This window comes from Sphingomonas sp. BL-S-29 (genome assembly GCF_055521495.1).
Window position 1 is genome coordinate 5,033,543 of the sequence record NZ_CM145482.1, and the last position, 15,173, is coordinate 5,048,715.

The following is a 15,173-nucleotide window of genomic DNA, read 5'->3' on the forward strand; positions in this document are numbered from 1 at the left end:
CCCTTCATTTGAACAGCGCCAGCGATACGGCGTCCCCCATCGCACGGTGGCCGGCGACGCTCGGGTGAAGATGATCGCCCTTGTCGAGATCGGCGCGCAGGCGCATCGGATTCTTCGGGTCGCGCATCACCGCGTCGAAATCGACCACCGCGTCGAAATTGCCGGGCGTGCGGATCCAGGCGTTGATCGCCTGACGATCGGCCTCGTTCCGCGCGTCGGGATGATAATAGTCGTTGCCGCCATAGGGCAGGATCGTCCCGCCGATCGCCTTGATGCCGGCGGCGCGGGCGCGGGTGACGATCTGGCGATAGGCGCCGATGATCCGGCGAACGAGCGCGGCATGCGCTTCCGGCGTCTGCGGCGCATCGCGGGTGAAGGTGCCGAGATCGTTCACGCCCTCCAGCACGATCAGGTAGCGCACCCCGGTCTGCGCCAGCACGTCGCGGTCGAAGCGCGCGAGCGCATTGGGGCCAAGCCCGTCGAGCAGGAGCCGGCCGCCGCCGATGCCGTGGTTGAGCACCGAAATCTTGCGCGTGGCGGGCGAAGCCTGGAGCCGGTCGGCCAGGCGATCAGGCCAGCGATCATTGCCGTTGGTGGTCGAGCCATTGCCGTCCGTGATCGAATCGCCGAGCGTCACGACCGCGCGTGCGCCGACGGGGGCGAGCACCTCGACTCCGGCGATCTGGTACCAGTGATCGACCGTCTTCGCGCCAGTCAATTCGGGCAGCGTCACCTTGTTGCCGGGCACGACATAGGAGGTCGCGCGCGAGCCGGGATGACCGGTCTGGCGCACTGGTGCGTCGGGCAGGTGAAGCGTGATGGCAAGGCTGGCCAGCGCCGGTACGCGAAGCGCCACCGGATCGGACAGGTAGCTGGCGCCCGCGGGGATCGTCACGTCGGACACGCCGTCAAAGGTCAGTGCCCGGTCGCTCGCCGGGTCGATCTTCGAGGTGGCGCTTCCCGCCGAGAGGGCGACATGCGCCGCGTCGACGCGCAGCGGCTCGGTGCCGAAGGCGTTGGACAGCATCACCCGTATCTGTTGTCCGCCGACGGTGACGCGCACCACCTGGCGCAGGGTCGCGTCCTTCAGGTCGGCATCGGGCAGGGCGTTGTTCGGCTCGGGAATCTGCTGCGACGACGCCCAGTTCCGCAGCCAGCGCTGAGGCGGCGGCGCGGCGGAGCCGGCCACGGCCATGCACAACAGGGATGCGGCGAACACGCGCCTGATCATGCTCATCGGCAGGTCCCCTCTTATCGTTGCGATCACACTCCTTGTGCTCCCGCGAAGGCGGGAGCCCAGGCTGGGTCCCCACCTTCGCGGGGACACAAGAGGCAGGCGCTGGCTGATCATCGTTGCGCCGCGCCGCCAAGCGCGGCCGCAACTGCCTCGCGGATCGGCTTGGGCTCATAGTCCATGCCATAGGGGCAACAGCGCTTGGCCAGCCCGTCGAAGCGCGGCGTCAGGCCCTGCAGCCAGCTATAGTTGTCGGCGAGCCCCCAGAACAGGATCGTATCCAGCTGCGGATAGGCGAGCAGGGAGTCGAGGAACGCCCTGGCATAGTCCGCGACCGCGCGGTCGCGCGCGACGATGTCGGTCGGCAGCAGCTTGTCGTTCACGTCCATCTCGGTGACGAGCAGTTTGAGGCCCATGCCGGTCACCGCGTCGAGAAAGGCGCGCCACGCCTTTTCGTCGCGCGTGCCGAACGGGGCGCCATTGCCGCGGCCGGGCGCGCCGATATGCGACTGGATGCCGAGCGCATCGACCGGGGTGCCACGCTTCTTCAGCGCCTCGAGCAGCTTGAGCACGCCGCTGCGGTGAAGCTCGTTGCCGGGCTCCCAGCTCATATAATCGTTATAGACGAGCTGCATGTCCGGCGCGGCGGCACGGGCGGTGCGGAAGGCGATGTCGATGACGGTCTCCGCGCCGAGTGGCGTGGTCAGCACGGTCTCGCGCAGTTGGCCCGTCTTCTCGTCGACGGCCTCATTGACCACATCGAAGCTGGGTAGGGTCTTGTAGCGGCCGGCGACCGTCGAGACATGCTCGGTCAGCAAGCGTTCGGCCTCGGCGCGCGGGCTGGTGCCGAAATCATGCTCGACCAGCCATTTCGGATAGCGCTCGGTCTTCTGCCACAGCAGCGTATGGCCGCGTGTCGCGAGCCCGACCGATTTGGCCCAGGCGATCAGCGCATCGGCGCGGGCGAAATCGAAGGTCTTCGCATCAGGACGGAGTGCCTGCCATTTCAGCTCGTTCTCGGGGACGATCAGCCCGCATTGCTCGGCGATCAGCGCGCGGTAGCGCTGGTCCTGGAAACCCGGGCCACCCAGACAGGTGCCGAAGCGGATGCCGCGCTGCTTGCCGATCGCGTCGAGCCCCGGCGCTGCCGCCAGCGCCTCGCCCGGCACGAGCAGGGCCGCCGCAGCAGCAGCGCCGAGCGCTTCACGGCGGCTGAACCCGGTCACAGTGCCTCCACCGTGGCGCGTGCGCCGTTGGCGGCGAGCGATGTGAGGTGCCGCACCAGCGCGGCTCGGAAAATCTCGTCGGCGGCAAGCGCCGGCGGGAACACTGCGTCGATCGAGAGCAGCGCCGCGACCTGTGCTGCGGGATCGGTTACGCCATCGAGCCGGGCGGCGGTGACGGCGGCGAGCGGATCGTCGACGACATGCGTCGCGCCGCTATCGTCGCGCGCGCCCTGCCAGCGCATCCACGCCGCGACGGCGAGTGCCAGCGCGTCCACCTCGAGCCCCTCCGCACGCCGCGCCGCGATCGGCGCCAGCAGGCGTTGCGGCAGTTTCTGCGACCCGTCCATCGCGATCTGGCGCGTGCGATGCTGGAGCGCCGGGTTGGCGAAGCGCTCCATCAGCGCCGTGCGATAGGCGGCGACGTCGAGCCCCGGCGGCGGCGACAGGGTCGCTTCGGCCTCGTCCCACAAAGCCTCGACGAAGCGCTTGAACGCCGGGATCGCGACGACCTCATGGACGAAGTCGATACCGGCCAGCCCGCCGAGATAGGCAATGCCCGAATGCGCGCCGTTGAGCATGCGCAGCTTGGCTTCTTCCCACGGCGCGACATCGGCCGTGATCTGCACGCCGAGCTTCTCGAACTCGGGACGCGGACCGCAGAAACGATCCTCGATCACCCATTGCAGGAAGGGCTCGGCCTTCACCATCGCCTGGTCGCTCGCCCCCAGGGCGGTTTCGAGTTTCTCGACATCCGCCGGGGTGGTGGCGGGCACGATGCGGTCGACCATCGTCTCAGGGAACGCGCCATGCGCCTCGATCCACTCGGCCAGCGGCGCGCCGTGTGCCCGGGCGATGGCGAGCACTGCCTGTTCGAGGCGCCGGCCATTATGCGGCAGATTGTCGCAGGAGATGGCGGTGAAGGGCGGCAGGCCCAGGTCGCGCCGCGCGGACAGCGCCGCGACGAGGAATCCGGGCGCCGTCTTCGGCGCGGTCAGATCGGCGCAATCCGCCGCGACATCGGGGTCGCCCACGAGCAGCGCGCCAGTCGCCGGGTCGAGCTTGTAGCCCTTTTCGGTCACGGTGAGCGTGACGATGTGGGTGTCGGGATCGGCGAGCCGCTCGACCAGCGCCTCCGGACTTTCCGGGGCGACGAGTACCTCGCGCACGGCGCCGATCACTTTCAGCGCATCGCCCGACCCGTCGCGCGTGACGACGGTGTAGAGCCCATCCTGCGGGTTCATCTCGTCGCGCACGCCGGCGGAACGCAGCGACGCGCCGGTGATGCCCCAGCGCAGGTCGCCGGATTCGAGCGCTGCCTCGAATATCGCGGCCTGATGTGCGCGGTGGAAGGCGCCGATACCGAGATGCACGACGCCAAGTTTTACAGCGAAGCGATCGTAGGAAGGGACGGCGACGTCAGCCGGGAGCGCGTCGAGCGTTTCATTGGAGAGGCGCTCTACCATTTTGCTTCCCCGGCGAAGGCCGGGGCCCAGTTACGACCGGCCCGATACTGGGCCCCGGCCTTCGCCGGGGAAGCAGAAAGGGCGAGAGGAGAAGGGAGGTTCGTCACAGCTTGTACGCCGCCTTCACCAGATCATAGGACAGCGCCTTCGCCACCTGATGCGCTTCATCCTCTTCAAGCCGGTGCTCGGCAACGAGCTGGGCGAGGAAGGTGCAGTCCATCCGCCGCGCGACATCGTGGCGCGCCGGGATCGACAGGAAGGCGCGGGTGTCGTCGTTGAAGCCGACCGTGTTGTAGAAGCCCGCCGTCTCGGTCGCGCGCTGGCGGAAGCGGCGCATGCCCTCGGGGCTGTCATGGAACCACCAGGGCGGGCCGAGCCGCAGCGACGGATAATGGCCGGCGAGCGGTGCGAGCTCTCGGCTATAGGTGTCCTCGTCGAGCGTGAAAAGGATCAGGGTCAGGCGCGGATCATTGCCATAGGCATCGAGCAGCGGCTTGAGGTTGTGGACGAACTCGCTGGGCAGCGGGATGTCGGCGCCCTTGTCGCGGCCGAAGCGCGCGAGCACGCCCGGGTTGTGGCTGCGGAAGGCGCCGGGATGGAGCTGCATCACCATGCCGTCCTCGATCGACAGGCGCGCCATCTCGGTCAGCATCTGGCCGCGGAACAGCTCGGCCTCGGCAGCGCTCGCCTGGCCCGTGCGGACCTTCTGGTAGAGCGCCTCGGCCTCGGCGGCGGGCAAATTGGCGGTGAAGGCGCTGGGATGACCGTGATCGGTCGAGGTCGCCCCGGCCTCACGGAAGCGCGCGCGGTGGAACTGGTGCGCGCGGAGATAGCTCGCGAAGGTCGCGATATCCTCGCCCGCCTTCTCGCCGAAGCGCGCGATATTGGCGAGGAAGCCGGCGGCCTCCGGGTCCATCACGGGATCGGGGCGATAGGCCGTCATCACCCGGCCGCTCCAGCCACTCTCGCGGATCGCGCGGTGATGGTCGAGCGGGTCGAGCGGGCTTTCGGTCGTCGCGATCGCCTCGATGCCGAAACGCTCGAACAGCGCGCGCGGGCGGAAGGCGGGTGTCTTCAGCGCGGCATCGATCGAGTCGTAATAATGGTCAGCGGTCGACGGATCGAGCCGCTCTTCGAAGCCGAAGCATTCAGCGAACACCCAGTCGAGCCACATCGACGACGGCGTGCCGCGGAACAGATGATAATGGTCAGCGAAGATCTTCCAGATCGCGCGGCCGTCAGTTTCGGTCGGGCTGCCATCCTCGGTCGGCACGCCCAATTTCTCCAGTGGCACGCCCTGGCTGTAGAGCATGCGGAAGACATAATGATCGGGCACGATCAACAGCTGCGCCGGATCGGCGAAAGGCTGGTCATAGGCGAACCAGGACGGATCGGTATGGCCGTGCGGGGAGACGATCGGCAGGTCTTTGACACCGGTGTACAAGGCACGCGCAATGTCGCGCGTGCGGCCCTCGGCAGGGAACAGGCGGTCGGGGTGGAGCGTCAGCTTGGTCATGGATTGCCTTCGTTGTGCGCGAGAACGGCCGGCTCCCAGCGCGGCACGATCAGGTGGACGACAAGCAGCGCGAGCAGATAGGAGCACGCCGCGAGAATGAAGATCGGCTGGAAGCTGCCGACGGTCGCCAGGATATAGCCTGCGTATTTCGCCATCAAGGCGCCGCCGATCGCGCCGGCGAGGCCGCCGAGCCCGATCACCGAGCCGGCGCGCCAGCGTGGGAAGAGATCGCCCGGGATGGTATAGACATTGGCCGAGAAGCCCTGATGCGCGGCGCAGGCGAGCCCGATCAGCCCGGCCGCGACCCACATGTTCGGCGCGGCGGTGGCAAAGGCGATCGGCAGCGCAAACAAGGCCATGAAGAACATCGCCGTCTTGCGCGACCGGTTGATGGAATAACCCTTGCCGATCAGCCGCGACGAGATCCAGCCGCCCGCCACCGAGCCGATATCCGCGATCAGATAGATCATCACCAGCGGCGGCCCGAATTCGAGCATCTTCACATTATATTGCTTGTTGAAGAAGTCGGGCAGCCAGAACAGGAAGGTCCACCACACCGGATCGATCAGGAAGCGCCCGGCCATATAGGCCCAGGTCTGACGGTGGCGGAACAGCGCGCGATAATCCTGGAACAGCGCGATCACGCCCTCGACAAACCCGCGCTTCACCCGAACCTGCTCGGGCTGGGCCGGATCGGATTCGATGAAGGCGAGTTCCTCCGCCGAGACACGCGGATGCTTTGACGGGCGGTTGTAGAAACCGAGCCAGGCGACCAGCCAGATCACCGTCAGCAGGCCAGTCAGGATGAACGCCCAGCGCCAGCCGAACGCGATGGTGATGATCGGCACCAGCAGCGGCGTGACGATCGCGCCGATATTGGAGCCGGCGTTGAAGATGCCGATCGCGAAGGCGCGCTCGCGTTTCGGAAACCATTCGTTCGCGGCAGCCAGCGCGGAGGGGAAAGTACCCGCCTCGCCGAACGCAAGGGTCAGCCGGGCGATCATCATGCCCGTCGTGGTGGTGAAGAAGATGTGGGAGACGTGCCCGATCGTCCAGAGCGAGACGGCGATGGCATAGCCGATCTTCGCGCCGACCCGGTCGACCACCCGCCCGAAGATCACATAGGCAACGCCGTACGTCAGCTGGAACGCCACCGCGAGATCGGCATAACCCTGCTCGGTCCAATGATATTGCGCGGCGAGATCGGGCTTCAGCACCGACAGGACGAGCCGGTCGATATAGCTGAGCACGACCGCCGCGAAGAGCAGTCCGCAGACGATCCAGCGAACCTTGCCTGACGGCTTGGGCAGGATCGGCGCCTCGGCGCTGACGGTCGCGTTCATTCGGATCCCCTCACCTGTCGTTGCTTCGGCATGATCACCAGTTCGTCATCGTGCCGTCTTCAAGGCGGTTCACCGGGAGATAGGCGCGCTTGTATTCGTACTTCGCGGCCAGTTCTTCATCGAGATCGACGCCGAGGCCCGGCTTGTCGCCCGGGTGCATCAGGCCGTTGTCATAGCTATAGGCATGCGGGAAGACCGCATCGGTCTCGTCGGTGTGACGCATATATTCCTGAACGCCGAAATTCGGCACCGACAGGTCAAAATGGAGCGCCGCCGCCATGCACACTGGCGACAGGTCGGTTGCGCCGTGGCAGCCGGTGCGGACATTGTGCATGTCGGCAAAGCTCGCGATGCGGCGCAGATGCGTGATGCCGCCGGCATGGACGACGGTCGCGCGGATATAGTCGATCAGCTGCTCCTCGATGAGCTGCTTGCAGTCCCAGATCGAGTTGAAGATCTCACCGACCGCGAGCGGGCTGGTGGTGTGCTGGCGGATCAGGCGGAAATTCGCCTGATTCTCGGCCGGGGTCGCATCCTCGAGCCAGAAGGGGCGATATTGCTCCAGGTCCTTGCCGAGGCGACCGGCCTCGATCGGGGTCAGGCGGTGATGGATGTCGTGCAGCAGATGCACGTCCCAGCCGAGCGCTTCGCGGGCCTTTTCGAACAGCGGCGGCACCGAGCGGAGATATTTCTCGCTCGACCAGACATTCTCGGTCGGCAGGTCGGCATCGGCCGGCTCGTAGAAATAGCGATCCTTCGACACGCCATAGGTCGAGGCAAGGCCGGGCACGCCCGACTGGAGCCGGATCGCCTTGTAGCCGAGCGACTGGTAATGAAGCGCGTTGTCGATCGTCTCCTCGATCGTCTTGCCGTTGGCATGGCCATAGACCATCACGCCCTCGCGGCTCGCCCCGCCGAGCAGCTGATACACCGGGAGACCGGCGATCTTGCCCTTGATGTCCCAGAGCGCGGTGTCGACCGCGGCGATCGCCGACATGGTCACCGGGCCCCGGCGCCAATAGGCGCCCTTATAGAGGAACTGCCACACATCCTCGATGCGGTGCGCGTCGCGCCCGATCAGGCAGGGCACGACATGATCCTGCAGATAGCTCGCGACGCTCAGCTCACGGCCGTTGAGGGTCGCGTCGCCCAGGCCGTAGACGCCCTCGTCGGTCTCGATCTTCAGGGTGACGAAATTGCGCCCGGGGCAAGTGACGATGACGCGGGCATTGGTGATCTTCGGCATCAGAGCTTTCCGTTAGTGACGATACACCCTGCCCCGTTCGGGAGAGAGGGCATCATGCTATTACCAGTGTCGTGCTTTTGACATTGGCGGAGCTGTTCCCCGCCATGATTTCCACCCGACCCCCCTCTACGACTTCCTTCATCGCGACGTTCCAGATGCGAAAAGCCTTGGGCCCGAGCATGAAGCGGACCGTCTTCCGTTCGCCCGGCGCGAGCGTTACCCGATCGAAGCCCTTCAAGGCCATCACCGGTTGCGTGACCGAGGCATCGAGATGGCGGATATAGACCTGCACCACCTCATCCCCTGAGAGCGCGCCGCTATTGGCGACCTCGACCGAGACGGTGACGTTGCCGTCCGGTGCGATGGTGGTCGCGGACAGCGTCGGCGCGCCGATAGTGAAGCTGGTGTAGCTGAGGCCGTGCCCGAAGGGGAAAAGCGGTGCGGCATCGTCAAACAGATAGCCACGCCGCGCGCTCGGCTTGTGGTTGTAGAAGAACGGGATCTGGCCTGCGTCACGGATCACCGTGACGGGCAGCTTGGCGCCCGGATTCACGTCGCCGAACAGCGCCTCGGCCATGGCGGTGCCGCCTTCCTGCCCGACATACCAGCAATCGAGGATCGCGTTGGCCTTGGCCGCGACGGTCGGCCAGCTCGCCGGCCGGCCATGGATCGCGACGACCACGACCGGCTTGCCCAGTGCGTGCAGCGCCTCGAACAGGGCATTCTGCTCGCCGAGCAGATCGACGCCGGTCCGGTCGCCGAGATGGTTCTTCGCGAAACCCTCCCGGCTGGTCAGCTCATTGTCGCCGACCGCCAATATGATCACATCGGCTGCCCTCGCCGTCTCGACCGCTTCGGCGATCATCGCGCGGTTCTCCGCGGGATCGGCGAGGATTACCTCATTGTCGGTCGGGTTCTCGCTGGTGGTGATGGCGACGCCCCGGGCGTGGATCACCTCGCCGCCGAGCCTGGCCCTGATGCCGTCGAGCAGGCCGATCTTCTGCTTGGGAACGCTCGAATAACCGCCGAGCCGCGCCGGGGCGGCATTGGGGCCGATCACCGCGACCTTCTGCGCGCCGGCCTTGAGCGGGAGAATGCCGTCATTCTTGAGCAGGCAGATGCTCTTGCGGGCTGCCTCCAGCGCCAGCGCGCGGGCTTCGGCGTTGCCGGTGATCTGCGCGGCGAGCGTGGCGTCGCCATAGGGATTCTCGAACAGCCCGGCGCGGAACTTCAGCGTCAGCATGCGCGCCACCGCGGTATCGATCGCCGCTTCGCTCACCCGGCCCGCGCGCACCTCCTCGGTCAGCATGCGATAGGCGATGCCGTCGGGCAGCTCGCAATCCACGCCCGCGGCCAGTGCGCGCCGTGCTGCATCGGACTTGTCGGCGGCGACATGGTGGATACGGTCGAGTTCCTCGACCGCGCCATAATCGCTCGCGACCACGCCGTTAAAACCCCATTCGCCGCGCAGCACATCCTGCAGCAGCCAGTGATTGGCATGGCTCGGTACGCCGTCGATTTCGTTATAGGACGGCATCACCGCACCGATCGCGGTGCGCTCGACCACTTCGCGGAAGGGTGGGAAGAAATTCTCGCGCAGCTCGCGCTGCGAGATCTGGGCGGGGCCGACATTGGTGCCCGATTGCGGCTGACCGTGCCCGGTCATGTGCTTGAGCGTGGCGAACACCTTGTCCTTTGCCAGCCGCTCGCCCTTGCCGATGCCCTGCAGTCCCTCGACCGCCGCGACACCCATCTCGCCGCAGAGATAAGGGTCTTCGCCGAAGGTCTCCTCGATCCGGCCCCAGCGCGGATCGCGCGCGATATCCACGACGGGCGACAGCACATAGGGCACGCCCCGCGCCCGCGCCTCGCGGGCGATCACAGCATTGACGCGGCGGACCAGGCTGGTGTCGAAGCTGCCCGCCAGCGCGATCGCCTGGGGAAAGCTGGTCGCCTCGGTCGCCATGAAGCCGTGCAACGCTTCCTCATGGAACAGCATGGGGATGCCGAGGCGGGTCTTTTCCAGCGCCCAATTCTGCGCAGCATTGTTGAACGCGATATTGTCCGCCGGCGTTCGCCAGCGCGCGCCGGTGCCGCCTTCGGTATTGACGATGCCCGGCCCGCCGCGCTTGTCCGACGGGCGGCTGATCTGGCCGATGCCATTGGGATAGGCAGTGCTCGCCCTGGCCGGATCGAAGGCCAGGCCGTCCATGATCTCCGCCTTGGTCGCCCAGAGCGCGATGGTCTGTGCGACCTTCTCCTTGAGCGTCATCCGTCCGAGCAGGTCCTTGACCCGCTCGGCGATCGGCGCGCGCGCGTCCTTGTAGAGCGGCTTCGCGGCGCGCGCGAAAGCGACCCCCGGAGTCAGCGCCGCGACGCTGGCCGAGGATAGCCAGACCAGGAGCTGGCGCCGGCCGATCATGGCGCGACCGTCAGGGTAGCGGACTTCAGATCGACCGAGTTCGGACCGGTCATGATCTCGAACTGACCCGGCTCGACCACCCGCTTCATGTCGAGGTTCCACATCTGGAAGGCGCGGCGATCGAGCGTGAAGCTCAGGGTCCTGGCCTCGCCCGGCTGCAGCGTGACGCGCCTGAACGCCTTCAGCTCCTTCACCGGCCGGGTCACCGAACTGACCATGTCGCGGACATAGACCTGCACGACCTCGTCACCCGCACGCTTGCCGGTATTGGCGACATCGACCTTCACCTCGACCTGGCCATCAGGGCGGATCGTCGTCGCCGACAGCTGCGGCGCACCGACCGTGAAGCTGGTATAGCTGAGCCCAAAGCCGAACGGGAAAAGCGGCGTCGCCTCGCTGAACAGATAGCCGCGGTGCGCCGATGGCTTGTAGTTGTAGAACATCGGCAGTTGCCCGACCGAGCGGGCGATCGTCACCGGCAGCTTGCCGCCCGGATTGACGTCGCCGAACAGCGCATCGGCGACCGCGTTGCCGCCCTGCTCGCCGAGATACCAGCCCTCGATCACGGCATTGGCTTCCGTCGCGACCTTGTTGATGGCGAGCGGCCGGCCGTTGATCATCACGACGACGATCGGCTTGCCCAACGCCTTCAGCGCATCGAACAGGTCCTGTTGCTGGCCGACCAGGTCGAGGCTCGACCGGTCACCGAGATGGTTGTTCGCCCAGCCTTCGCGGCTGGTCTGCTCGGTATCGCCGATGGCGAGAATGATGGTGTTCGCGCCCTTCGCGAGCGCGACCGCCGCGGCGATGCGCTTCGCATTCTCGGACGGGTCGGCCAGGGTGACCTTGTCCTCCCACCAATCGTCATTCTCGGTGATCTTCACGCCTTCCGACGTGACGACAGTGGCGCGCGCGCCGAGCTTTGCCCTGATCCCATCGAGGATCGAGACCGTCACCGGCGGCTGGCCGTAATAGCCGCCGAGCCGCGCCACCGCCGCGCTCGGACCGATCACCGCGATGGTCGGCTTTGCCGCACCCGTCGGCATGGCGAGCGGCAGCGTGCCGTCATTCTTGAGCAGTATCATCGACCGCGCCGCCGCGGTCCGCGCCAGCGCGCGTGCCTCGGCATTGTTGGTGATCTTCACCGCGGCCGCGACATCGGCATAGGGATGCTCGAACAGCCCGGCACGGAACTTGATCTCCAGCATTTTGCGCACGGCAGAGTCGATCACGGCCTCGGAGACCTTGCCCGCGCGGACCGAGTCGACCAGCGTCTTGTAGCTGTCGCCCTCGGGCAGATCGGAATCGACGCCGGCGTTGATCGCCAGCAGCGCCGCCTCGGTCCGGTCGGCTGCGATATGGTGGATCGAGCGCAGCTGATCGATCGCATCGTAGTCGCTGGTGATCGCGCCAGTGAAACCCCATTCGCCGCGCAGCACATCGCCGAGCAGCCATTTGCTCGCATGACTCGGCGTGCCGTCGATCTCGTTATAGCTCGGCATCACCGCGCCAGGCGCGGCGCGGGTGATCGCCTGTTCGAAGGGCGGGAAGAAATTCTCCCGCAGCTCGCGTTCGGAGATTTGCGCGGGTCCGATATTGGTGCCGCTCTCGGGCTGGCCGTGGCCAGTCAGATGCTTGAGCGTGGCGAACACCTTGCCCGGTGCGAGCTTCTCGGCCTTGTCCGCGCCCTGCAGGCCCTGCACCGCCGCGACGCCCATTTCGCCGACGAGATAGGGATCCTCGCCGAACGTCTCCTCGATCCGCCCCCAACGCGGATCGCGCGCGACATCCACCACCGGCGACAGCGCGAGAGTCACGCCGCGCGCCGCGATCTCGCGCGCGGTGATCGTGTTGATCTGACGGATCATGTCGGGGTCCCAGCTCGACGCCAGGCCGATCGGCACCGGGAAGCTGGTCGCGTCCCGTGCAGCATAACCGTGCAGCCCTTCCTCATGGAACAGGATCGGGATGCCTAGCCGCGTCTTCGTCAGCGCGTAACGCTGCAGCGTGTTGACCACATCGATCGTGCCTTTCACGTCGTGACCGGGCGTCACCCGCGGCGAGCCGGCACCGAGCGTATCGGACGGGCGCGCAAACCCACCGAACCCGTTGGGGAAGAGCGCGGCGACCTTGGCCGGATCGATCCGCTTCTTCACATCGAGCATCTGCGCCTTGGCGCCCCATACGGTCAGCAGCTGACCGACCTTTTCCTCGAGCGTCATGCGTTTGAGCAGATCATCGACGCGTGCAGCAATGGGTGCGGTAGAATTCTTGTAGAGCGGGCTGGCCTCCGCAACGGGCGCGGGCGGCGGCGCAGCGCCGGCAAGCGCGATCGGCGCGGCGCAGGCGAGCAGAATCGCCAGCGAACGATGAAGAGTACGCGGCGCTACCATCGGCATTTCGGCTACCCCCTCGGTGGCGCTGATTCGTCGGCCAACACCCACGTCAGCGCCTTTTTCTGATAGCGCTACCATGCTAAGTCAGGCAAAGACTGTCAATCGCCGATGGCCAAGCAAAGGGCCATGGCGCGTGCGTTGGAGAGGAATGACATGGGTCGGTTGATTGCCTGGTGCGCGGCATTGTTTCTGACGCTGGGCGCGCTGCCCGGCATCGCGCAGGCCGAGGACGGCTATGATGTCTGGCTTCGCTACCGCCCGCTGCCCACCGATATTCAGGCCCGCGACCGGGCCCAGGCGACGGCCCTGGTGTTCGAGCGCAACGATCCTTCGATCCTCAAGGCAGCGGAAGAACTCGACCGCGCGTTGTCGGGCCTGCTCGGTGCGAAACCGCTGGCCGGCGCCATCCAGCCCGGCGCAATCCTGCTCGGCACGGCCGGCGAGCCCCGCATCCAGGCGCTCAACCTCCCGCTCGGCAAGCTCGGCAACGAAGGCTATCTGATCCGCAGCCTTGCGGTCGACGGCAAGAAGGTCACGGTCGTCGCAGCGAATAGCGGCGTGGGCGTGCTCTATGGCAGCTTCGCGCTGATCCAGCATCTGCAGCGCGGCCTGCCGCTCGACGCGCTCGACATGGCCTCCACGCCGAAGCTCAAGCTGCGGCTGCTCAACCATTGGGACAATCTCGATCGCACGGTCGAGCGCGGCTATGCCGGCCAGTCGATCTGGGACTGGTGGAAGCTCCCCGACTTCAGGGACCCGCGCTACACCGATTATGCGCGCGCCAATGCGTCGATCGGCGTCAACGGCACCGTGCTCAACAACGTGAACGCCAAGGCCGACAGCCTGACCGCGCCCTATATCGCCAAGGCTGCGGCGCTGGCGGATGTGTTCCGGCCCTATGGCATCAAGGTCTATCTCTCGGCGCGCTGGTCCTCGCCGATCGAGATCGGCGGTCTCAAGACGGCCGATCCGCTCGACCCGCAGGTCGCCGCCTGGTGGAAGGCCAAGGCCGACGAGATCTACAAGGCGATCCCCGATTTCGGCGGTTTCCTGGTCAAGGCGAACTCGGAAGGGCAGCCCGGCCCGCAGGATTACAAGCGCAACCATGCGGAAGGTGCCAACATGCTCGCCGCCGCGGTGCGCCCGCATGGCGGCATCATCATGTGGCGTGCCTTTGTCTATCAGCACGAGAATCCCGAGGACCGCGCCAAACAGGCCTATGACGATTTCAAGCCGCTCGACGGCCAGTTCGCCGACAATGTCATCGTCCAGGTGAAGAACGGCGCGATCGACTTCCAGCCGCGCGAGCCCTTCCATCCGCTGTTCGGGGCGATGCCGAAGACACCGCTGATGATGGAATTCCAGATCACCAAGGAATATCTCGGGATGGCGACTCACCTCGTCTATCTCGGGCCGCTCTATGAGGAAGTGCTGCAGGCCGACACGTTCGGCCATGGCAAGGGATCGACCGTCGCCCGGGTGATCGAGGGTGATCTCGACCAGTATAAGCTGACCGGCATGGCCGGCGTCGCCAATATCGGCGTCGACCGCGACTGGAGCGGATCGACCTTCAACCAGGCCAACTGGTTCGTGTTCGGCCGCATGGCCTGGGACCCGCAGGCTTCGGCGAAGCAGGTCGCGGGCGAATGGTCCGAGCTGACCTTCGGCTCCAACCCGGCGGTCACGCCCAGGGTCGTCGACATCATGATGACCTCGCGCGAGGCCGTGGTGAACTATATGACGCCGCTCGGCCTCGCCCATCTGATGGCGACCAGCCATCACTACGGCCCCGGCCCCTGGGTGAAGGATCTCGCCCGGCCCGAATGGAACCCGGTCTATTATCACAAGGCCGATGCGACCGGCATCGGTTATGACCGGACCAAGACGGGCAGCAATGCCGTGGCGCAATATGCCCCGGTGCTCGCCAGACAGTTCGGCGATGTGAAGACCACGCCCGAGCAGGACCTGTTGTGGTTCCACCATGTCGGCTGGGACTATCGCATGAAGTCCGGCAAGAGCTTGTGGGAGGAGCTTGCCGGTAAATATTCGCTGGGCGTGCGCGAGGTAGCCGGCATGCACGAAGCGTGGTCGGCGCTTGCTCCCTATATCGACCGGGAGCGCTTCGCGAAGACCGACGGCTTCCTGTCGATCCAGCAGCGCGAGGCGCAATGGTGGCGCGACGCGAGCCTCGCTTACTGGACCAGCGCATCGGGCCGGCCGCTCCCGGCGGGCGAGGCGCCACCGGCAAGGCCGCTTGCCGAGTATGAAGCGATCTCCTGGCCGTACGAGCCCGGAAGATGAGCGCTAACAGATCGGGAAATGAAGGA

The 15,173-nt window shown here is 66.4% G+C and carries 9 protein-coding genes; 1 reads left to right on the forward strand and 8 read right to left on the reverse strand.

Annotation, left to right across the window (positions count from 1 at the left end):
- Positions 1-4 precede the first annotated feature (4 nt).
- The 8 genes from ACZ1I2_RS23760 to ACZ1I2_RS23795 all read right to left on the reverse strand — a co-directional run bounded on the left by ACZ1I2_RS23760 (position 5) and on the right by ACZ1I2_RS23795 (position 12,843).
- Entirely contained in the window at positions 5-1,231 is a 1,227-nt protein-coding gene (locus ACZ1I2_RS23760) for an SGNH/GDSL hydrolase family protein (protein ID WP_465177092.1), read from the reverse strand.
- A 116-nt stretch (positions 1,232-1,347) separates the two neighbouring features.
- Positions 1,348-2,460: an endo-1,4-beta-xylanase gene (locus tag ACZ1I2_RS23765; protein WP_465175593.1), complete on the reverse strand. Its 1,113-nt coding sequence runs from the start codon at positions 2,458-2,460 to the stop codon at positions 1,348-1,350.
- Positions 2,457-3,923 carry a mannitol dehydrogenase family protein gene (locus ACZ1I2_RS23770; RefSeq protein ID WP_465175592.1) on the reverse strand — a complete coding sequence of 489 codons (1,467 nt, stop codon included), beginning with the start codon at positions 3,921-3,923 and terminating at the stop codon, positions 2,457-2,459. Before ACZ1I2_RS23770 ends, ACZ1I2_RS23765 begins: the two co-directional genes overlap by 4 nt.
- Positions 3,924-4,026: 103 nt before the next feature.
- Positions 4,027-5,439, reverse strand: coding sequence for a glucuronate isomerase (gene uxaC / locus ACZ1I2_RS23775; RefSeq protein WP_465175591.1), 1,413 nt, complete (start codon positions 5,437-5,439; stop codon positions 4,027-4,029).
- A complete protein-coding gene (locus ACZ1I2_RS23780; RefSeq protein WP_465175590.1) occupies positions 5,436-6,782 on the reverse strand; it encodes an MFS transporter in 1,347 nt (448 codons plus the stop codon). The genes uxaC and ACZ1I2_RS23780 overlap by 4 nt, the downstream gene beginning before the upstream one ends.
- A 34-nt stretch (positions 6,783-6,816) precedes the next feature.
- On the reverse strand, positions 6,817-8,028 hold the full coding sequence (gene manD, locus ACZ1I2_RS23785; protein ID WP_465171736.1) for a D-mannonate dehydratase ManD: 1,212 nt from the start codon (positions 8,026-8,028) through the stop codon (positions 6,817-6,819).
- A 52-nt stretch (positions 8,029-8,080) separates the two neighbouring features.
- Positions 8,081-10,450, reverse strand: a complete 2,370-nt coding sequence (locus ACZ1I2_RS23790; protein WP_465175589.1) for a glycoside hydrolase family 3 N-terminal domain-containing protein — start codon at positions 10,448-10,450, stop codon at positions 8,081-8,083.
- Positions 10,447-12,843 (reverse strand): glycoside hydrolase family 3 N-terminal domain-containing protein, encoded by a 2,397-nt coding sequence (locus ACZ1I2_RS23795; protein ID WP_465177091.1) that lies wholly within the window; start codon positions 12,841-12,843, stop codon positions 10,447-10,449. The genes ACZ1I2_RS23790 and ACZ1I2_RS23795 overlap by 4 nt, the downstream gene beginning before the upstream one ends.
- Before the next feature lie 156 nt (positions 12,844-12,999).
- On the opposite strand from ACZ1I2_RS23795, the gene ACZ1I2_RS23800 reads away from it, so the two are divergent.
- A complete protein-coding gene (locus tag ACZ1I2_RS23800) occupies positions 13,000-15,147 on the forward strand; it encodes an alpha-glucuronidase family glycosyl hydrolase (RefSeq protein WP_465175588.1) in 2,148 nt (715 codons plus the stop codon).
- The last annotated feature ends 26 nt before the right edge of the window (positions 15,148-15,173 follow it).